Below are 18,005 nucleotides of genomic sequence, written 5' to 3' on the forward strand. Positions count from 1 at the left end.
TTCAGGCGTGGATATAGGGCGCTTCCTTCCATCGGAAAAACGGATTATTCTGATTTAACCATTCTTAAAATCGATCGAAGGCCCTCGTTCCAGGGAGGCACGTCATGACCGTTCATTTCGACCTTGCCGCGCTCGGCATGCTGGTGGCCGTGGCCGAAACCGGCGGCTTCACCGCCGCGAGCGCCAGGCTCGGCCGCACCCAGTCGGCGATCTCGGTCCGGATCCAGGATCTTGAGAACCAGCTCGGCCACAAGCTGCTGGAGCGCTCCCGGCGCGGCGTCACGCCGACCGATGCCGGCGAACGGCTGATCGCCCATGCGCGGCGCCTGCTTGCAGTGGAGCGCGAGGCGCTGGCCGATCTCAGTGGCGACACCCCGTCCGGCCGGCTGCGCATCGGCATTCCCGACGACTACATGGATGCCTATCTCAGGCCGCTGATCGCGCGTTTCGCCGCCGAGCATCCGAAGGTCGAGCTCGAAGTGCGCTGCGATCTGTCGAAGCGCATCGAGCCGGCGCTGCTGGCCGGAGAATTCGACATCGCCGTGGTCACGCAGGATCCGAACAAGCCGATGGGCGAGATGCTGCGGCGCGAGCCGCTGGTCTGGGTGGCGGCGCGCGGCCACCGGCCGGAACTACAGGAGACTCTGCCGCTCGCGCTCTTTGCCGAGGGATGCCGGGCGCGGCCGCGCATCCTTGCTGCGCTCAACACGGCCGGCAAGGCGCATCGGCTCGTCTTTTCCTGCTCGCATACTTCGGGCGTGCTGTCGGCAGTGGAAGCCGGCTTCTGCGTGGCGGCGATCACCGAAAGCGCGATGCCGCCTTCGCTCCGCCGGCTCGGCCCGGCCGAGGGCCTGCCGCCCCTGTTCGAGCTCTCCGTCGGGCTGATCATGGCGCCGCATCCCGATCTCGCGGCGCGGCGCTTCGCCGACGCGCTTCGCGAGGAAATGAGCATGCTGCGGCTTGCGGCTTGACACCATTCCTCCTGACGCGAGGGGCGAGAAGGAAAGGCGGCATTGCCCTTTCCTTCTGTCATCACTACTGAAACGGCATGAAATTCCTCGACCAAGCCAAGATCTATGTGAAGGCCGGTGACGGCGGCGCGGGCTGCGTCTCCTTCCGCCGCGAAAAGTTCATCGAATTCGGCGGGCCCAATGGCGGCGACGGCGGGCGCGGCGGCGATATCGTCGTCGAATGCGTGCAGGGGCTGAACACGCTGATCGATTTCCGCTTCCAGCAGCATTTCAAGGCGAAGATCGGCGAGCACGGCATGGGCAAGGACCGCCATGGCGCGAATTCGCAGGCGATCGTGCTGAAGGTGCCGCCGGGCACCGAGATCCTCGAAGAGGACGGCGAGACCAAGATCGCGGACCTGACCGAGCCGGGCCAGCGCTTCGTGCTGTGCAAGGGCGGCAATGGCGGCTTCGGCAATGCCTATTTCAAGACCTCGACGAACCAGGCGCCGCGCCACGCCAATCCCGGCCTGCCCGGCGAGGAGCGCTGGGTCTGGCTGAGGCTGAAGCTGATCGCCGATGCCGGGCTCGTCGGCCTGCCCAACGCCGGCAAGTCGACATTCCTGGCCACCGTTACGGCGGCGAAGCCCAAGATCGCCGATTATCCCTTCACCACGCTCCACCCCGGCCTCGGCGTCGTGCGGGTCGACGGGCGCGAGATGGTGCTGGCCGACATTCCCGGACTGATCGAGGGCGCGCATGAGGGGCACGGCCTCGGCGACCGCTTCCTCGGCCATATCGAACGCTGCCGCGTGCTGCTGCATCTGGTCGAGGGCACGAGCGAACACGCCGGCAAGGCCTATAAGACCGTTCGCGAAGAGCTCGAGGCCTATGGCGAGGGCTTGGCCGACAAGCCGGAGATCGTCGCGCTCTCCAAGGTCGACGCGCTGACGCCGGAGCTGCTCAAGGAGCAGGTCGCGCGGCTGAAGCGGGCGGCGAAGCGCATGCCGATCATCCTGTCATCCGCCTCGGGCGAGGGCGTCGATGCGTCGTTGCGGGCGCTCTTCGCCATCGTCGAGGAGGCGCGCCGCCAGGAGGAGCGCGAGAGCGCTCCTGTCGAGGAAACCGGTTGGCGGCCGTAAGGTCTAGTATCCTGTGGAACCGCCTCGTCATCCCGGACAAGCCGCGTCAGCGGCGCTGATCCGGGATCCATCATAGAGCTCCGGTGTCCTTCGATGGATTCCGGCTCAAGCCCGGGATGACGGCGCGGTTTCGCATGCATCCTGAAAGCGTCGGACGACAGCGCACTCTAGCGGAAATCCGGCCAGGCGCCGACGCGGTGTATGCTCTCGCGGTCGCGAGCCGCTTCGCCGAAGGGCGCGACGGGCCAGTCCCAGCTTTCGTCCGGCGCAGGCAGTTCGACGCCACGCGTCAGATCGAGCCGGTCGACGATCGCGCCTGAGCGATCGCGCTCGATCATCTCGACATCGCTCAGCAGGATTACGCGGCTGCGGAAGCGGCCGAGATCGGCGAGGTGCCAGGCGATGCAGCGTGCCGGCAGATCGGGTGGCAGCGTCTCCGCACGGTCAGGGTTGTCGGCAAGCCAGTCCTCGATCGGCCAGGCGAGCTGCGACAGCAGATTGGCTGATACGACGAGGTCCAGCTCCGGATCGGCGACAAGGTCGACCAGCGGATCGCTGCGGCCGTCGCTCTCGCCGGCGAGCCAGCCCACGATGCCGGTCAGGTCGCGGGTCAGCAGCGTGACGTTGCGCCGGAAGCGCATGCGAAGCCGGATTTGCGGGAGATGGACGGCATCGACCAGCAGCACACGCTCGAAATTCGCGCAAAGCAGGCCGAGCGGGATGTCGCGCAGCAGGCCGGAGCCGAGGATGACGGCGGTCCGTCGCGCGGGCAGCTCGGCCACGGCTTGCGCCACTACGGCCCGGCGGCGAGTGTGATGTTCGGCCCAGGCGCGGCGCTGCCGGAGGCCGCGCGACCAGAGCGCGACGCTCTCGGTCACCAGGCCGAGCTTGCGCGTCATCCGCGCGGCCGGCGTCGCCAGCCGCAGGGCGAGTTCCGCGAGCATGGCTATGCGCTTGCGTTTCGCATCGGCCGCTTCCGAAAACCGGTTCCCACTTTGCGGGCCGATGCGTCAGGTCAGGGCGCCGCGCGCCGCCACCGGCCAGAGCGCCTCGACATGGGCGTCCGGCCCGTGCAGGCCGCGCACGCAGACATACCAGTCGTGCAGGTTGACCGTCGGGTCGCAATGGCCGGGCACGAGCAGCAGCCGGTCGCCGCGATGGGGCAGCGCGATCGGATCGCCGGTCAGGATGCCGTGCTCGTCCGAGGGCTTGGTGTAGACGACGCCGTCGCGGCGGAATGGCGTCGGCATGCCGGAATCGATGGCGGCGGCCTTGTGGCCGGCATCGACGATGGCGCGGTCCGGCACCGGCTTGCTCATCACCCCGGCGAGGATGAAGAGCGCATGTTCGAAGCTGCGGAAGGGCGTGCCGTCGGCCTGGCGGTTGCGGGCGTAATCCGCGTCCATGAAAATGTAGGAACCGGCCTGGATCTCGTTCCAGATGCCGGATTGCGTCTCCAGCTCATGCGTGCCGGTGCCGGCGCCGCTGACGATCTCGCAGTTCAGCCCGGCATGGGCGAGCCGCTCGACGGTGTTGCGCGCGGCGAGCCCCGATCGCTCGATCGCCTCGCGCCGCTCGTCGATGGAGCGCATATGCTGGGCGGAGCCATGATAGGCCTGGATGCCGGCGAAGCGCAGCGTGTTGGAGCGGGCGATCGCTTCCGCGAGCCTGACGGCGCCTTCGCCGGGGGCGACGCCGCAGCGCCGGCCGCCGACGTCGATCTCGACATAGACGTCGAGCGTGACATCCTGCCGGGCTGCCGCCTCCGCCGCCTCGCGCACGCCGTCGGGGTGATCGACGCAGAGGCCCACGCGGGCGCTGCGGGCCAGCCGGGCCAGCCGGTCGAGCTTGGCCGGGCTCGCGATCTCGTTGGTCACCAGCACGTCGCCGACGCCGCCCGCGACCAGGATTTCGGCTTCCGAGACCTTCTGGCAGCATTGCCCCACCGCCCCGTTCGCGATCTGGCGCAGGGCGATCTCGGGGCTCTTATGGGTCTTCGAATGGGGCCGAAGCCGGACGCCGTGCGCCTGGGTGAAGGCTGCCATGGCAACGAGGTTGCGCTCGAAGGCATCGAGATCGAGGACGAGGGACGGCGTTTCGATTTCGGCGAGGCTTTGGCCGGGCTGGGCCGGCGGCGATAGCGGCATGGAGTCTCCTGAATCGGTTGTGGCCATGGGAAGACAGCTTCGTGTCCGTAGCAAGGCCTCCGGCCTCGATGCGGGCATGCGCCCAGTGGCGCTTGCCGTCCTGCCGTGATAGGCGCGGCCCATGAAGATCGGACGCGTTACCGACGATACCCTCGCGCTCTTCGCCCGTGTCTGGCGCGAGCAGATCAAATCCTACCTGCCACAGATGGCAATGATCCTCGCGCTCGTGGTGATCATCGCCGCGACGACGAGCTTCTATCCGCTCCTGATCAAGGCGGCCTTCGACGCTTTCGCCGATCCGCTGACGGCCGAATCGACCGGCTTCGTCAGGCGCATGGAGCGGCTGGTCTCGAAGTCGATCAACTACGAGATCGGCGTGGTGAACGCGATCGCGACGGTGGTCGTCATCGTCACCGCCATCAAGGGCTTCTCGCTGCTCGCCCAGACGGTGATGACCAACAATGTCGTCAGCCGCATCGAAGCCGACATGCAGACCGCGCTCTATGGCCATCTGATCGATGCCGACCTCGCGCAGCTCCAGAAAGAGAACCCAGCCTCGCTGACCCAACGCTTCACGACCGACTTTACTTTCGTGAAGGAGGCGCTGACGCGGATCGTGAACATCGCCATCCGCGACGTGGTGACGGCGATCGCGCTCGTCGGCGCGCTGTTCTGGATTGACTGGCAGATGACGCTGGTGGTCCTGCTGATCGCGCCGGTGGTGGCTCATCCGATCGGCCGGATCGGTCGCAAGCTCAGGCGCATGGCGAGTTCGCAGCAGGAGCAGACCGGCATCATGGCAAGCCTCGTCACCGAGAGCCTGCAGGGAGCCCGCGTCGCCAAGACGGATTCGCTCGAACCCTATCTGAAGCAGCGTGCGGGCAGCGCCTTCGAGACCATCAGGACCCTGAAGATGAAGGCCGCCAATGCGCGCGGCCGTCTCGATCCGCTGCTCGAGGTCGGCGGCGGCATCGCGGTCGCGGGCGTGCTCGCCGCGATCGGGGTGCGCATCACTTCGGGTTCATCGACTGTGGGCGATTTCACCGGTTATGTCTCGGCACTGCTGCTCGCGGCGCAGCCGATGCGTTCGCTGGGCAACCTCAACGCCATCGTCCAGGAAGCCGGCGCCTCTCTGAAGCGCTATTACGCGCTAATCGACGAGAAGCCGCAGATCGTCGAAAGACCGGGCGCCAAGCCCCTGGCGATCAAGACCGGCGAAGTCGCCTTCCGGCATCTGCGCTTCCGTTATCGCGAGGATCAGCGCGCGCTGGAGGGTATCGAACTCGTCGCCCAGGGCGGCAAGATGACGGCACTGGTCGGCCGCTCCGGCTCGGGCAAGTCGACCTTGCTCGCTTTGGTGCCGCGCCTCTACGATCCGAGCGGGGGACGCATCGAGATCGACGGTCAGGACCTGCGCAATGTGACACTCGAGAGCCTCCGCCATCGGATCGGCGTGGTCAGCCAGGACGTGGTGCTGTTCGACGACACGGTGCGCGCCAACATCGCCTTCGGCCGCCCCGATGCCACACAGGAGGAGATCGTCGCCGCCGCCCAGGCCGCGGCCGCACATGACTTCATCATGGCGATGCCGGGCGGCTACGGCGCCTCGGTCGGCGAGCGCGGCCACAAGCTCTCCGGCGGCGAACGCCAGCGCATCGCCATCGCACGCGCCATCCTAAAGGATGCGCCGATTCTGCTGCTCGACGAAGCCACGAGCGCGCTCGACACCGAATCCGAACGCCTCGTCCAGCAGGCGCTGGCGAAGCTGATGAAGGGGCGCACCACCATCGTCATCGCGCACCGGCTCTCGACCATTCGCGAGGCCGACCTGATCGTCGTGATGGACGAGGGCAAGGTCGTCGAGACCGGCAGCCATGACGAGCTTCTGGCCCGCGACGGAGCCTATGCCCGGCTGTACAGGATGCAGTTCCTGGAGAGCTGAGCACCGGGCTCGCTGTTCTGTCGCGGAAATACGCGGTCATCCCGGGCTTGACCCGGGATCCATACTGGAGCGTTTCCGAGCAAGGTTCAGGCATGGATCCCGGCTCCGCGCTTCGCTCCGGCCGGGATGACCCGCGCTTCCGTGAGAACGCAGCCTACTTGCAGAACTCGGCGCAGCCGGCTTCCCAGAATGCTTTGCCGGATTCAAGCGGGGGGATCGAGGGGCGCGGCTTGCGGCCGGGCAGATCGTCCGGGACCGGCTTCACCAGCTCCCACCAGCCATGAGCGCATTGCGAGCGGAAGGCCATCTGGTCAGAGATCGAGGTGCCTTCTTGTTCGAGGGCGGCGTCGAGCGTGGCGCAGGTTTCGCGCAAGCGCGTGTCATGCGCCTCGCCGGGATCGTTGGCGTAGTCATGGAAGGCCTCGGTGAAGGCCTCCATCTCGCGGGCGATGTGCGGCCACTCGGCGCGGCCGAGGTTCCAGGCGTCCATCCATTCGCGCACGACGGTCTCGACGGCTTCCGCCTTCGGCTTGTCCCTGACCTTGCGGGCGGTGGTCAGCATGTGCCGCATCAGCTCGGCGCGGGCATGGGCGTGGCGTGCCCGCAATGCGGCCTCCTGCATCTGCGCGATGGCCTCGGTGGCCTCCAGTTGCAGCGCTTCGACGAAATGCGGCATGGCTTTTAACTCTCAGGGCAAGGTGGCGAGGCGCTCGATCAGGCGCTCGAACAGCTCATGGGCCTTCACGGCCGAGACGACATGGGCGTTGGGCACCTGTTTCAGCCGTCCGTTCCAGTCGATCGTGGTGCGGCCGCGCAAGGGGTTATCGCCGGTCTCGACCGTGACGAAGCAATCACGCCCGTCGAACAGCTCCGGCCAGAGCAGAAAGGCGATGACACAGGGGTCGTGCATCGGATGGCCGTCGGAGCCGAGTCCGCCGGGGCGTGGGCGGACGAGCATCCCGTGTATCGCCGTGCCCGTTCTGGTGCCGAGCGTGCCGATGCACGCGATCTGCGCGTGGCTGGCAATAGCCTGGAGCGTGACGCCGAGGCCGAACATCACGATCGGGCGGCCGCAGCCGAAGACGACCGCGGCGGCGTGCGGATCGACATAGGTGTTGAACTCGGCCGCGGGCGTGATGTTGCCGAGCCCGATGGCGCCGCCCATCACCACGATGCGCTTCACCTTCGGTAGGATGTCCGGCGCGAGCCGGAAGGCGAGCGCCAGATTGGTCAGCGGCCCGAGCGGGCAGAGCGTGATTCCACCCTCCGGGGCCGCACGGCAGATGTCGATGATCGTCTGCACGGCATGGCCGGGTGCGGCTTCGCTTGCAGGCGCAGGAAGCCCCGCCCCCGCGAGCCCATCCGGACCGCAGACGAATTCGGCCGTTTCAAGCGGGAAGACGAGGGGGCCTTCGGCGCCGCGATGGACGGGGATGTCGGCGCGTTCGCCCAGGTCGCGGATGCGCAGCGCATTCGCCGTGGTCTGAGCGACCGGGACGTTGCCGGCGACCGTCGTTATCGCCTTGACATCGAGCTGATCCCGGCTGGCGAAGGCGAGCAGCAGCGCGACGGCGTCGTCCTGCCCCGGATCGGTATCGACGATGATCGTCTCGCGCATGGTTGTCAGGCCGCCTTGGCGTTGCCGGCCATGATCAGATGGGCGATGTCGTCGGCGGTGAGGTCCCCAAGCGGGCGGTCGACGTATTTGCGCCCGGCGCCCATGATGATGACGCGGTCGGCCAGCGCCACGACATCGCGCATGTTGTGGCTGATCAGGATGACGGTGCGCCCGTCGGCCTTGAGCTTGCGGATGAGGTCGAGCACGAGCGCGCTCTCCTTGACGCCGAGTGCGGCGGTCGGCTCGTCCATGATGATGATCTCGGCGTTCCAGCGCAGGGCGCGGGAGATCGCGACGGCCTGACGCTGGCCGCCGGAGAGCCGCTCGACGGGGCGGGTCATGTCTGTGACGGCGGCGGAGAGCTGCGACAGGTAGCGCTGCGATTCCGCGATCATCCGCTTCTTGTCGAGGATGCGCAGGAAGGGCAGCAGCACCGGCTTGGTCAGCTCCGAGCCCATGAAGACGTTCTGGGCGATGGAGAGGCGCGGGGCCAGCGCTAGGTCCTGATAGATCGTCGCGACCCCGTTCTCGAGCGCATCATGCGGCGAGGCGAAGGTGACGGGCTTGCCGCGCAGGCTGATCGTGCCGGCCGTCGCCTCCTCCGCGCCGGAGATCACCTTGATCAGGCTCGACTTGCCGGCACCGTTGTCGCCGCACAAGGCCACGACCTCGCCAGGGAAGATGTCGAGATCAACGTCGCTGACAGCGACGACCGGGCCGTAGCTCTTGCCGATGCCGCGCAGCGAGAGGAGGGGGGTGGGGGTCATGGATGGATCATCCGGGGATTGCGGAACGGCTTGCCGTCATTCCCGGGCGAAGCAGGCTTCGACCCGGGAATCTCAGGACGAGAGGGCGCAGGTTTCCGAGATGCTCGAGGCAAGCCCGAGCATGACGGTTCGCGTCCTTACTTCTTCAGAAACTGCTGGACGTTGTTCTTGTCGACCAGCACGGCTTCCGTGAAGAGATAGGGGCCCGACGCGATGGTCTCCTTCGGCTTCTTCTCGACGACGATCGCCTGGATCGCGTCGACGGCCTGCTTGCCCATCTCCTCGAACGGGATCGCGACCGTGGCGACGAAAGTCGAGGCGGGATCGGCGATGCGCTCGTAGCTCTCCTTGCCGCCATCGACCGAGATCAGCGGGATCTGGCCCTTCTTCACGCCCTGCGCCTGCAGCAGGTCGTCGATAATGTAGGCCTGTCCGTCGAAGGATGCCCAGATGCCGTTGATCTTGCCCTGGTTCTGCAGCAGCAGCGCCTGCATGCCGGCGCGGACGTCGTCGCGCCAGCTTTGGGTGCGCGCCATGGAGAATTTGCCGAGCTCCTTCACCGCCTGGTTCTCGGCGAGGACGGCGTCGAGCAGGCGGCCGCGGATGCGCGAGGCGACGTTGAGGTCGAAGCGGGCGCTAACGATGTTGCCCTGATAGCCGAGCTGGCCGAGCAGATAGAGCGCGGCCTCGGCTCCGACCTTGTATTCGTTGGTCTGGATGTCGAAGAGCGCGTGCGGGCTCGAACCGGACTGGACCGTGATGACGGGGATCTTGGCGTCCTTGGCCGCCTTGAACTGGGCGTCGGCCTCGACCGGCTTGCCCATGGCGATGATGATGGCGTCGACCTTCTTGGCGATCAGCGCGTCGAACTGCTCGGCGTGCTTCGGCAGCGCGCCTTCCGAGTTCAGCAGCGTGACGCCCCAGCCCTTGGCCTTGGCGGCGGCCGCGGCGGCGTTGGCGACGCGGGCATGCGTCTCCGACGAGAACTGGAAGCCGATGATGCCGACCTCGAAGGCCCCGGCCGGTTGCCCGAGCGCGACGAGCGCGGCGGCGGCCACCAGCATGTTCCTCAAACCAAGCCCACTCTTGCCGAACATCGAAACCACTCCCCTCGTTATGGATCGTTTATATCCGCACTAGACCTTGAACGCCGCCTTCTTCATCGCGCTGGCCGAGAAGGCGACCGAGCCGATGATGATCGCGCCGAGCACGATGTCCTGAATGTAATAGGGCGCGCCGAGCAGCACCAAGCCGTTGCCGAGCACCTTGAGCACCAGCGCCGCGAAGACCGTGCCCGGGATGTTGGGCTTGCCCGGATCGAACATGGTCATGCCGAGCAGAACGGCGGCGATGGCGTAGAGCAGGTAGTCGCCGGCCATGTTCGGCGCCGCCGAGGACAGGTTGGCGGCTAGCAGCACGGCCATGATGCTGGCGAAGACCCCGGCGAGCAGCAGGCCGATGCGCTTCATCCGCGCCGTCGCGATGCCGGCGAGCCGTGCGGCTTCATCGGCCTCGCCGGTCGCGACCATATGGGCGCCAGTCCTGGTCCATTTAACGAGCCCCCAGGCGAAGAGCGTGGCGCCGGCCATCCAGAGCACGAGATTTGGGATGCCGAAGGTATAGCCGCGCGCCAGCCCGGTGAAGCCGACCGGCCAGCGCCCGACGAAGGCGACGCCCTGGGTGATCATGAAGGCGAGGCCCTTGGCGATCGCGGCAGTGCCGAGCGTCATGATCAGCGAGGGGATGCGCAGCACGGTGACGCCGTAGCCGTTGAGCGAGCCGAGCACGATGCCGACGCCGAGCGCCGCCGCGACGGCGACGATGGGCGGATATTGCAACTGCACCAGCCAGCCGCAGACGACGGCGGCCAGGCTCGCCATCTCCGCCACGGAGAGATCGAGCTCCGCCACGGTGAAGGCGAGCGCGAAGCCGAGTGCCAGGATGGCGAGGAAGCTCGTATCCTTCAGCACGTTGATGATGTTGGTGGCGCTGGCGAAGTTCGGCGCGAAGATCAGGAAGAACAGGATCAGGGCCAGCCCGGCGAGAGCCGTGCCATAGCGCCCGATCACCTCACGCGGGTCGATGCGGCCCAATTCAGGCCCCCTTCGCGATGGTGGAGATCGGCGAGAGAATCTCGATGCCGCCGGTGATCGGGATCAGCGCCCCGGTGACGAAGGCGGCGCCCGGCGAGAGCAGGAAAGCGATCACGTTGGCGACATCCTCGGGCCGTCCCAATCTCCCCAGCGGCGTGCGCAACGCCGCGCCCTCGACCAGCGCGTTGAAGTGCTGGGCGAATCCGTTCCTCACCATTGGCGTATCGATGATGCCGGGCGCAACTGCATTCACGCGGATGCCATGCCGGCCGAGCTGCTGGGCCATGCCGTAGGTCAGCGTCGCGACGCCACCCTTGGCCGAGCCATAGGCGAGATTAGCGCCGCCATTGGCATGAGCGATCGAGGAGATGTGGACGATGGCGCCGCCTTCGGCCTGATCGATCATCTGCCGCGCGGCGGCCTTCGAGATGCGGAAGACGGCCGAGAGGTTGATGTCGACGAGCTTGTCCCACTCGTCATCCTCCATCTCGACCAATGGCACCGGGCGCGAGGCGCCGGCACCCGTGACGAGATGGTCGAGCCGGCCGAAGCGGGAGGTGGCGAGATCGACGGCGGCCTGCGCAAAGTCGCGCTCGCGGACATCGCCGGCCAGCGTCGCCGCTTCGCCTCCTGCGGCCGCGACCTCCGCGGCCACAGCGTCGAGCCCGCCCGGATCGAGCCCGCAGAGCACGAGGCGATGGCCTGCCGCTGCAAGCGCCAAGGCAAGCGCCGAGCCGATGCCGCCGGAGGCGCCGGTGACGAGGGTGACGGGCTTTGCGGGTGCGGGCCTGTCCATCTCAGGCGGCCTTGCGGGCTTCATAGGCGCGCACCAGCGCCTCGGCGCGCTTCGGGTCGACCGGATTCAGGGTCTGGCGGTCCTTCTTGATCGAGGTGCCGATGATGAAGATCTCGGCGACCTCCGCGAGCCGTGCGATATTCTCCTCGGCGACGCCGGTGCCGACCGCGACGGGCGTGTCCGAGACCTGCTTCGCGACGCGCTCGATCACCGCGATATCGGCCTCCTTGCCGGCAGCGGGCCCGCCGACGCAGACGATATCCGCAAGCCCGATGAAGACCGCGCCGGAGGCGAGCTGCTCGACCGGGCGATTGTCGAGATTGATCGAGAAGCCCGGCGTGACGTTGCAGATGATGCGGATGTTCTCGGCGCCGAGATTGGCGCGCAGGCGCAGGGCGCGGGCGCCATCCGGCGTCATCATGCCGATGTCGCCGGCGAGCAGCCCGGTCAGGAAGGCGCGCACGAAGCGCCCGCCGGTGGCATGGGCGACGGCGATGGAGGCTGGCGGGTCGATCAGCATGTTGACGCCGTGCGGCAGCTTCGTCCGCGCCTGGCATTCGGCGATCACCTCGGTCATCGCCGCGACGACCTCGACCGGCATGTTCGACTCATAGGGCATATCGGATTCATTGGTGTAGAGCAGAGCGTGGAAGCCGGCCTCCTCCAGGATCCTGGCTTCTTCCTTCGCCTGGTTGACGATCTTCCGCATGCCGCCGCTGCGGTCGTAGAGCGGCGTGCCGGGCAAGGCGAGCGTATGGACGCAGCCGACCAGTAGGTGGTCGCGGCCATATTCGGTCTGAACGAGGGTCTTCATGGCGTCGGGTCCTTACGGAAGCGATGGCGGGGTATGGATGCCGGGCAGGCTGCCGGCGCTGCGCGAGAGCCCGGCGAGATCGGCCGAGACGGGAGCGAGCGCGGCCTCGGCGCGGCGGAAGACGGAAAAGAGCGCGTCGTAGGCGTCGCGGCGGGCGGGGCTCGGCTCATAGCGGCGGGCGGGAGCGACGAGTGTCTCTTGCGCCACCGCGAGCGAGGGGAAGCGGCCGAGGCCGGTCCAGGCGATGATGGCGGCGCCGAGCAGGCCGGGTTCCTTCGCCGCGCCGACCACGACCGGGCGGTTGCAGATATCCGCCTTGATCTGCGCCCAGACCGGATTGGAAGCGGCACCGCCGCCGAAGCGGATTTCGCCGACCGGGCCGCCGAGTGCGGCCTCGGCCCGTTCGAGCACGATGCGGTTGAGGAAGGCGACGCCCTCCAGCACGGCGTAAGCGAGATCGGTCGCACCGTGCTGGCGGCCGAGGCCGAGGAAGGCGCCGCGTAAAGCCGGATTCCAATAGGGTACGCGCTCACCCTGGAGATAGGGCAGGAAGACGAGCGGCTGCGGATGCCGGCGCCCGGCGAGGAGCTTGCCGATGCCGTCGCCGACGCTGGCGAAACCGCGTTCTGTGCCGTGGAGCAGCGAGACCAGCCAAGCGGCGGTATCGGCACCGTTCTGGCTGGGGCCGCCAAGCTGCCAGAGGCCGCGCCAGTCAACCGTCAGCAGGCCTTCCGCGGCAGCGGCGTTCTCGCCGACGACGCCGAGGACTTCGGTGGTGCCGGAGATGTTGTAGGCGAATCCGGCCCGCATCGCGCCGAGCCCGGTGACGGCGACCCATGTGTCGCTCGACGAGCAGAAGACGGGGACGCCCGCCAGCCGGCCGAGCGCACCCGGCAGACCGGGCTGAACCGGTGCCAGCACCGCACAGGGCTCCAGCACTGGCGGGATGACGGAGGCCGTCAGCCCGATGGCCGCAAGGGGGGCGCCGCTTTCCGTCCCTTCGGTGCAGGCCATGAGCCGGGCCATCGAGACGGGGTCTCCCCCTTGCTTGCCGGTGAGGCGGAAATTGAGCCAATCCTTAGGATCCAGCACGCTGGCCAGGGCTCTGAAGCACGCGCTTTCTTCCTCGGCCAGCCAGGCGAGGCGAGCCAGCGGGTGGAAGGCGTTGATGCGCTCGGCCTCGGGATGGCTGCCGAGCCGGCCACGCAGCCGCGCCGCCGCGGCTTCCGAACGGGTATCTTTCCAGGTGATGGCCGGCCGGAGCTGGCGCCCGTCACGGCCGAGGAAGACCTGTGTGCGCGTGACGCCGCAGATGGCGATGCCCTCGACCGCGCCGAACAGCTCCGGTTCGGCCTCGGCGAGTTGGTCGGCCGCTTCGCTGAAGATCGTCCACCAGGCTTCGGCATCGACCTCCGACCAGCCCATGCGGTCGATCAGCGTCGGGCCGATGATGACGCTTTCCGCAAGCGTACGGCCCTGCGCGTCGACGAGCGCGGCGCGGAAGCTGGTGCCGCCGAGGTCGCAGGCAAGAACCACACTCATGATGCGGCGCTCCCGACCTGCCGGCGGATGGTGAAGCGGTAGATGTCGCCGCGGATCAGGTTGTCGCTGACCTCGACGACGGCTCCGATCCCATCGCGGGCGACGCGCTGCGAGCGGAAGATCGCCGTGCCGGCGGGGATGCCGAGATGGCCGGCATCCTCGACGCCCGCAGCGAGGGGCTCCAGCGTTTCCTCGACCGTGGCGACATGGATGCCGCGGCATTCGGCGAGATAGCGATAGAGCGAGGCGTTCATCAGCGCGTCCGCCTTCGCCTCGCCGAGCACGGCGGCACCGAGGCGCGAGCGCTGCAGCACGGCCGGCTGATCGTCGAGGCTGCGCAGGCGCAGGAGCTCGACGATGCCGTCTTTGGCGATATCGCCGCCGAACAGCGCGAATTCGGCCGGCGTCGCCCCGCGGGAGGTTAGAGCGAGAACCTGCGTCTTCGGCACGCGGCCCGCCATGCGGGCCTCGCTGTGGAAGTCGACGATGCTGCCGAGATGCTTGGTGATGTGGCGCGGCCGGTAGAAGGTGCCCTTGCCCTGCCGGCGCTCGATCAGCCCCTGGTCCTGCAATTGCTTCAGTGCCGCGCGGATCGTCGTGCGGCTGGCGCCGTAGCGTTCGCAGAGCTCATGCTCCGAGGGAATCGCCCGGGCAGCGTCCCCCCCGGCCGCAAGGCCGAGTTCGAGACTGTGGGCGATCTCCTGATAGCGAACCATGCGACACTCCCGGCGGGATGCCGCATAGGAAGATACAAATCAGATACAAGTCAAGCGCTGCGCCGCGCCGCCTGCAAAATATCGTCGACGAGCCTTTGCGAGCTCAGCGCCTCCTCACCGGTGACGATGGGGTCGCGGCCTTGCGCGATCGCATCGATGAAGTCGGCGATGACGGCCCGGTGGGCATCATGCGGGAAGTCCATGATGTTGGCGCCGCTGCCGGTCGAGCCCTCGGCCTCGACGATCTCCTCGCTTCCGTCGAGGAAAGCGAGGCGCAAGCGCCCGCCGATCAGGGCCGCGAAACCCTTGGTGCCGGTGATCTCGATACGCTCGGGATAGCCGGGATAGGCGGCGGTCGTCGTCACCAGCGTGGCGGGTGCACCATTGCCGGTTTCCAGCAACGCCGAGACGTAGTCCTCGGTCTCCATGCGGTGGAGCGCGGTGGTGCGAGCCTGCGCCGCGACGACCCTGGAGACGCCGACAAGCGAGCGGAACAGGTCGAGCGAGTGGATCGCCTGCGTCAGCAGCACGCCGCCGCCATCGCGGGCAATCGTGCCCCGTCCGGGTTCGTCGTAATAGCTCTGGGGGCGCCACCATGGGACGGAGAGGAAAGCGGCTTCGAGCGTGCCGAGTTCGCCCGATTGCAGGGCGGCTTTCAGGCGCAGGCTTGCCGGGCGGAAGCGGTGCTGCAGCACGACGCCGAAGGTCCTGCCGGTGCGGCGCGCGGTGTCGACGAGGCGCTGGCCGCGCTCGCTGGTCAATTCCAGCGGCTTCTCGACGAGAACATGTTTGCCGGCTTCAAGGCAGAGTGCGGAGACGTCGAGATGGCTGCTCGGCGGGGTCAGGACGATGGCGGCATCGACGGCAGGGTCTGTCAGCACGGCATCGAGATCGGTGGTCGTCGGGAAGGGGAATTGTCTGGCATAGGCTTCGGCGCGATCCGGCGTCCGGCTCACGGCCCAGCGCACATCCGCACGATCGGCGAGGTCGAGGAGGCTTTTGGAGTGCGGCAAGGAAGCCGGGCCGAGCCCGATCACGGCGATGCCGAGCTTGCGTGTCATGTCAGGCGATCCCCGTCCTCGTTAAATCGTTTCAACCGCGGTCATCCCGGACAAGCGGCGAAGCCCGCCGATCCGGGATCCATGCCGGAGCGCTTCCGGCAAAGGTTCAGGCATGGACGGGTCTCCGCTGCGCTGCGACCCGGGATGACACTCATGCGTTATTCGGTCGAGCCGGCAGCCAGGCCGCCCTCTCCTGCGCCTCCAGCGCGAGCCGGCAGACGGTGAAGGCGTGGCGCTGGCTCATCGCGGTTTCGCTGCGGGCGCCGATATCGGCGATCAGATTGCGGAAGTAGGTCAGGGGCTCGCTGGAAGCGTCGATGTGGCGGGTGCCGGCCTTGTCGACCAGGAAGACGTGGTCGGTGCCGGGGCGGCCGGCGATGTCGACATATTTACGCATCTCGATCGTGCCTTCGGTGCCCAAAATGGTGAGGCGGCCGTCGCCCCAGGTCGACAGCCCGTCGGCGGTGAACCAGTCGACGCGGACATAGCCGCCGGCCCTGTCGCTGCGCAGCAGAGCCTCGCCGAAATCCTCGAAGTCGGGCAGATCGGGAACGCCGAAATGGCCGACGCCGGAGGCTATGATCTCGGCGCCCTCCGAGCCGGTGAAATGCAGGAACTGGTCGATCTGGTGCGAGGCGATGTCGGTGAGGATGCCGCCATAATGGCGCTTGTCGAAGAACCAATCCGGCCGGATCGCGCGGTTGAGGCGGTGAGGGCCGACTCCAAGCGTCTGCACGACGCGTCCGATCGCGCCATCGGCAATCAATTTGCCGGCTATTATCGTGGCGGGAACGATGAAGCGCTCGGAGAAGCAGATCGAGAAGATCCGCCCGGTCTCGGCGGCGGCCTTCTCCACCGCGGCAAGCTGATCGAAGCTGGTGACGCCGGGCTTGTCGACCATCACGTCCTTGCCGGCCCGCATGGCGCGGATGGCGATGTCGGCGCGCTGCGCCGGAATGGCGGCACAGACGATCAGGTCGATGGACGCGTCGTCGATCAGCCGGTCGGCCGTGCTCTCCGCCAGATCGGGAAAACGCTCGCGGAAGCCGGTGAGGACGCGTTCATCGCTGGTCGCGGGGTCGAAGCCGACGCAGGTCGCGCCGGCTTCGAGGAGACCACCGACCATATGGTAGATATGGCGGTGGTCGAGGCCGATGGCGGCAAAGCGCATGGCTACTGGGGAGCTCCGTGGCCGACGCCGATCTCCTGGTCCCAGCGCCGGAAGGCGGCGACGAGGCGCTCGGGCGTCAGCGGCGGGCGGGTCGGCAGGCTGGTGATCAGCCCATCATATTCCGGCCGGCCATATTCGGCGAGGATGTCGCGGCTCTCCTGCGGCGCCATGGCGAGCGTCACGCCCTTCACGGCCGGGCCCGGATAGAAATAGCCCTTGTCGTAGGTCACGGCCTGTGCCTCGGGCTTGAGCATATGGGCCATCAGCGCGACGAGGGCCGGCATCTTGTCGGCTCCCACGCCCCTGGGGATGCACATGAACTGGGTGTCGGGAATCCAGTGCGTGTTGGCGAGGACGAAGACCTTGGCCTCCTTCGGCACGATGCCGAGGACGCGGGGATTGATGTCCCAGCCCAAGGTCGAGACGATGACGTCGCGCGTGCCTTCGCCGAGCTCCTTCATCGTCGCGGCGGTGCCGCCCGGATAGTAGTCGACGCCGGTGCCGAGCTCCTTGAGATAGGCCCAGCTCTTGTCCCAGCCCTTGATCGGGTCGGTCGGGTCGGCATCGCCGAGGATGTAGGGCAGGCCCATGAGCCAGGTCCAGCCGGGGCCTGAATTGACGGGGCGGGCATAGGTGAAGCGCTTCGGGTTCTGCTTGACATAGGCGAGCAGGTCTTCGGCCGTCTTCGGCACGCTCTTGAGGCGCTCGGGCGCATATTCGAAGAGCGGGCCCGACGGGGAATACACGACGGCGACGCCTTCGTTCTGGCCGAAGTTGCGCTGCATCATCAGCGCCTGCTCGTGATAGACCTCCTCCGGCTTCGGCAGGTCCTTGGCGTGGGACTTCCACACGTCGACCCAGAGCCCCTGCTGGATGCCGTCCGACATGGCGCCGGGGCCGGTGAGCACGAGGTCGATATCGACGCGGTTGGCCTGCTGCTGTGCCTTGAGCTTGGCCGGCAGCTCGGGCGAAGGCGCGCGCGAGAAGTTCAGCCGCGAGATCAGCTTCGGATTGTCCTTGGCGAACTTCTCGATGGCCGCCTGCGTCAGCTGCAGGTTGCCGGCTACGTCGATAATGTTGAGTGCCACGGGGGCGCTCTGCGCCAGCGCTCCGCCGGCTTTCAAGGCGGCGAGGCCGGCTGCTCCGGCCATGACGGTACGGCGTGTCGGATAAGTCATGTTCTCTCCCTGGGTTCACGGCTCTCTTGTGTCGATGCCGTCCGCGGCATCGGGAGCTCTAGCCTGGG

17 protein-coding genes are annotated in these 18,005 nt (G+C 67.6%); 3 read left to right on the forward strand and 14 right to left on the reverse strand.

The features are described from left to right. Positions 1 to 104 precede the first annotated feature (104 nt). Together AC1DVA_RS07310 and obgE are read left to right on the forward strand one after the other, a co-directional pair. Positions 105 to 971, forward strand: a complete 867-nt coding sequence (locus AC1DVA_RS07310; protein WP_265050721.1) for a LysR family transcriptional regulator — start codon at positions 105 to 107, stop codon at positions 969 to 971. 77 nt (positions 972 to 1,048) lie between these two features. Further along, positions 1,049 to 2,092 carry a GTPase ObgE gene (obgE, locus tag AC1DVA_RS07315; protein ID WP_265050720.1) on the forward strand — a complete coding sequence of 348 codons (1,044 nt, stop codon included), beginning with the start codon at positions 1,049 to 1,051 and terminating at the stop codon, positions 2,090 to 2,092. Between the two features lie 167 nt (positions 2,093 to 2,259). On the opposite strand, the gene AC1DVA_RS07320 is transcribed toward obgE, so the two are convergent. Then, positions 2,260 to 3,036, reverse strand: a complete 777-nt coding sequence (locus tag AC1DVA_RS07320; RefSeq protein WP_476805505.1) for a hypothetical protein — start codon at positions 3,034 to 3,036, stop codon at positions 2,260 to 2,262. 66 nt (positions 3,037 to 3,102) lie between these two features. Further along, positions 3,103 to 4,239 carry a DSD1 family PLP-dependent enzyme gene (locus AC1DVA_RS07325; RefSeq protein WP_265050718.1) on the reverse strand — a complete coding sequence of 379 codons (1,137 nt, stop codon included), beginning with the start codon at positions 4,237 to 4,239 and terminating at the stop codon, positions 3,103 to 3,105. A gap of 121 nt (positions 4,240 to 4,360) precedes the next feature. On the opposite strand from AC1DVA_RS07325, the gene AC1DVA_RS07330 reads away from it, so the two are divergent. Next, complete coding sequence (locus AC1DVA_RS07330) at positions 4,361 to 6,181, forward strand: ABC transporter ATP-binding protein (protein WP_265050717.1); 1,821 nt, start codon at positions 4,361 to 4,363, stop codon at positions 6,179 to 6,181. Between the two features lie 154 nt (positions 6,182 to 6,335). Here the strand turns inward: AC1DVA_RS07330 and AC1DVA_RS07335 are convergent, their stop codons facing one another. The 12 genes from AC1DVA_RS07335 to AC1DVA_RS07390 all read right to left on the reverse strand — a co-directional run bounded on the left by AC1DVA_RS07335 (position 6,336) and on the right by AC1DVA_RS07390 (position 17,937). Then, positions 6,336 to 6,857, reverse strand: a complete 522-nt coding sequence (locus AC1DVA_RS07335; RefSeq protein ID WP_265050716.1) for a hypothetical protein — start codon at positions 6,855 to 6,857, stop codon at positions 6,336 to 6,338. A 12-nt stretch (positions 6,858 to 6,869) separates the two neighbouring features. Continuing rightward, complete coding sequence (locus tag AC1DVA_RS07340) at positions 6,870 to 7,799, reverse strand: nucleoside hydrolase (RefSeq protein ID WP_476805506.1); 930 nt, start codon at positions 7,797 to 7,799, stop codon at positions 6,870 to 6,872. A 5-nt stretch (positions 7,800 to 7,804) separates the two neighbouring features. Beyond that, positions 7,805 to 8,566, reverse strand: a complete 762-nt coding sequence (locus AC1DVA_RS07345; RefSeq protein WP_265050714.1) for an ATP-binding cassette domain-containing protein — start codon at positions 8,564 to 8,566, stop codon at positions 7,805 to 7,807. 137 nt (positions 8,567 to 8,703) lie between these two features. Beyond that, the gene (locus AC1DVA_RS07350; protein ID WP_476805507.1) at positions 8,704 to 9,663 is read right to left on the reverse strand and encodes a sugar ABC transporter substrate-binding protein; all 960 of its coding nucleotides are present in this window, start codon (positions 9,661 to 9,663) and stop codon (positions 8,704 to 8,706) included. 39 nt (positions 9,664 to 9,702) lie between these two features. Further along, positions 9,703 to 10,659, reverse strand: coding sequence for an ABC transporter permease (locus AC1DVA_RS07355; RefSeq protein WP_265050712.1), 957 nt, complete (start codon positions 10,657 to 10,659; stop codon positions 9,703 to 9,705). 1 nt (position 10,660) lies between these two features. Then, positions 10,661 to 11,455 carry an SDR family NAD(P)-dependent oxidoreductase gene (locus tag AC1DVA_RS07360; protein WP_476805508.1) on the reverse strand — a complete coding sequence of 265 codons (795 nt, stop codon included), beginning with the start codon at positions 11,453 to 11,455 and terminating at the stop codon, positions 10,661 to 10,663. Between the two features lies 1 nt (position 11,456). Continuing rightward, positions 11,457 to 12,269 carry a BtpA/SgcQ family protein gene (locus tag AC1DVA_RS07365; RefSeq protein ID WP_265050710.1) on the reverse strand — a complete coding sequence of 271 codons (813 nt, stop codon included), beginning with the start codon at positions 12,267 to 12,269 and terminating at the stop codon, positions 11,457 to 11,459. Between the two features lie 12 nt (positions 12,270 to 12,281). Next, on the reverse strand, positions 12,282 to 13,811 hold the full coding sequence (locus AC1DVA_RS07370; protein WP_476805509.1) for a xylulokinase: 1,530 nt from the start codon (positions 13,809 to 13,811) through the stop codon (positions 12,282 to 12,284). After that, entirely contained in the window at positions 13,808 to 14,527 is a 720-nt protein-coding gene (locus AC1DVA_RS07375; RefSeq protein WP_265050708.1) for a GntR family transcriptional regulator, read from the reverse strand. The genes AC1DVA_RS07370 and AC1DVA_RS07375 overlap by 4 nt, the downstream gene beginning before the upstream one ends. Before the next feature lie 50 nt (positions 14,528 to 14,577). Then, positions 14,578 to 15,588 carry a Gfo/Idh/MocA family protein gene (locus tag AC1DVA_RS07380; protein WP_476805510.1) on the reverse strand — a complete coding sequence of 337 codons (1,011 nt, stop codon included), beginning with the start codon at positions 15,586 to 15,588 and terminating at the stop codon, positions 14,578 to 14,580. A 151-nt stretch (positions 15,589 to 15,739) separates the two neighbouring features. Next, positions 15,740 to 16,759: a Gfo/Idh/MocA family protein gene (locus AC1DVA_RS07385; RefSeq protein ID WP_476805511.1), complete on the reverse strand. Its 1,020-nt coding sequence runs from the start codon at positions 16,757 to 16,759 to the stop codon at positions 15,740 to 15,742. Positions 16,760 to 16,761: 2 nt separating this feature from the next. After that, positions 16,762 to 17,937 carry an extracellular solute-binding protein gene (locus AC1DVA_RS07390; RefSeq protein ID WP_265050705.1) on the reverse strand — a complete coding sequence of 392 codons (1,176 nt, stop codon included), beginning with the start codon at positions 17,935 to 17,937 and terminating at the stop codon, positions 16,762 to 16,764. Positions 17,938 to 18,005: the final 68 nt, after the last annotated feature.

Source organism: Allobosea sp. P4_C6 (assembly GCF_056402015.1).

Bases quoted from the DNA above. Each gene is read 5' to 3' on its own strand.
- AC1DVA_RS07310 (WP_265050721.1), top strand. From the start codon at position 105: ATGACCGTTCATTTCGACCTTGCCGCGCTCGGCATGCTGGTGGCCGTG.
- obgE (WP_265050720.1), top strand. From the start codon at position 1,049: ATGAAATTCCTCGACCAAGCCAAGATCTATGTGAAGGCCGGTGACGGC.
- AC1DVA_RS07320 (WP_476805505.1), bottom strand. From the start codon at position 3,036: ATGCTCGCGGAACTCGCCCTGCGGCTGGCGACGCCGGCCGCGCGGATG.
- AC1DVA_RS07325 (WP_265050718.1), bottom strand. From the start codon at position 4,239: ATGCCGCTATCGCCGCCGGCCCAGCCCGGCCAAAGCCTCGCCGAAATC.
- AC1DVA_RS07330 (WP_265050717.1), top strand. From the start codon at position 4,361: ATGAAGATCGGACGCGTTACCGACGATACCCTCGCGCTCTTCGCCCGT.
- AC1DVA_RS07335 (WP_265050716.1), bottom strand. From the start codon at position 6,857: ATGCCGCATTTCGTCGAAGCGCTGCAACTGGAGGCCACCGAGGCCATC.
- AC1DVA_RS07340 (WP_476805506.1), bottom strand. From the start codon at position 7,799: ATGCGCGAGACGATCATCGTCGATACCGATCCGGGGCAGGACGACGCC.
- AC1DVA_RS07345 (WP_265050714.1), bottom strand. From the start codon at position 8,566: ATGACCCCCACCCCCCTCCTCTCGCTGCGCGGCATCGGCAAGAGCTAC.
- AC1DVA_RS07350 (WP_476805507.1), bottom strand. From the start codon at position 9,663: ATGTTCGGCAAGAGTGGGCTTGGTTTGAGGAACATGCTGGTGGCCGCC.
- AC1DVA_RS07360 (WP_476805508.1), bottom strand. From the start codon at position 11,455: ATGGACAGGCCCGCACCCGCAAAGCCCGTCACCCTCGTCACCGGCGCC.
- AC1DVA_RS07365 (WP_265050710.1), bottom strand. From the start codon at position 12,269: ATGAAGACCCTCGTTCAGACCGAATATGGCCGCGACCACCTACTGGTC.
- AC1DVA_RS07370 (WP_476805509.1), bottom strand. From the start codon at position 13,811: ATGAGTGTGGTTCTTGCCTGCGACCTCGGCGGCACCAGCTTCCGCGCC.
- AC1DVA_RS07375 (WP_265050708.1), bottom strand. From the start codon at position 14,527: ATGGTTCGCTATCAGGAGATCGCCCACAGTCTCGAACTCGGCCTTGCG.
- AC1DVA_RS07380 (WP_476805510.1), bottom strand. From the start codon at position 15,588: ATGACACGCAAGCTCGGCATCGCCGTGATCGGGCTCGGCCCGGCTTCC.
- AC1DVA_RS07385 (WP_476805511.1), bottom strand. From the start codon at position 16,759: ATGCGCTTTGCCGCCATCGGCCTCGACCACCGCCATATCTACCATATG.
- AC1DVA_RS07390 (WP_265050705.1), bottom strand. From the start codon at position 17,937: ATGACTTATCCGACACGCCGTACCGTCATGGCCGGAGCAGCCGGCCTC.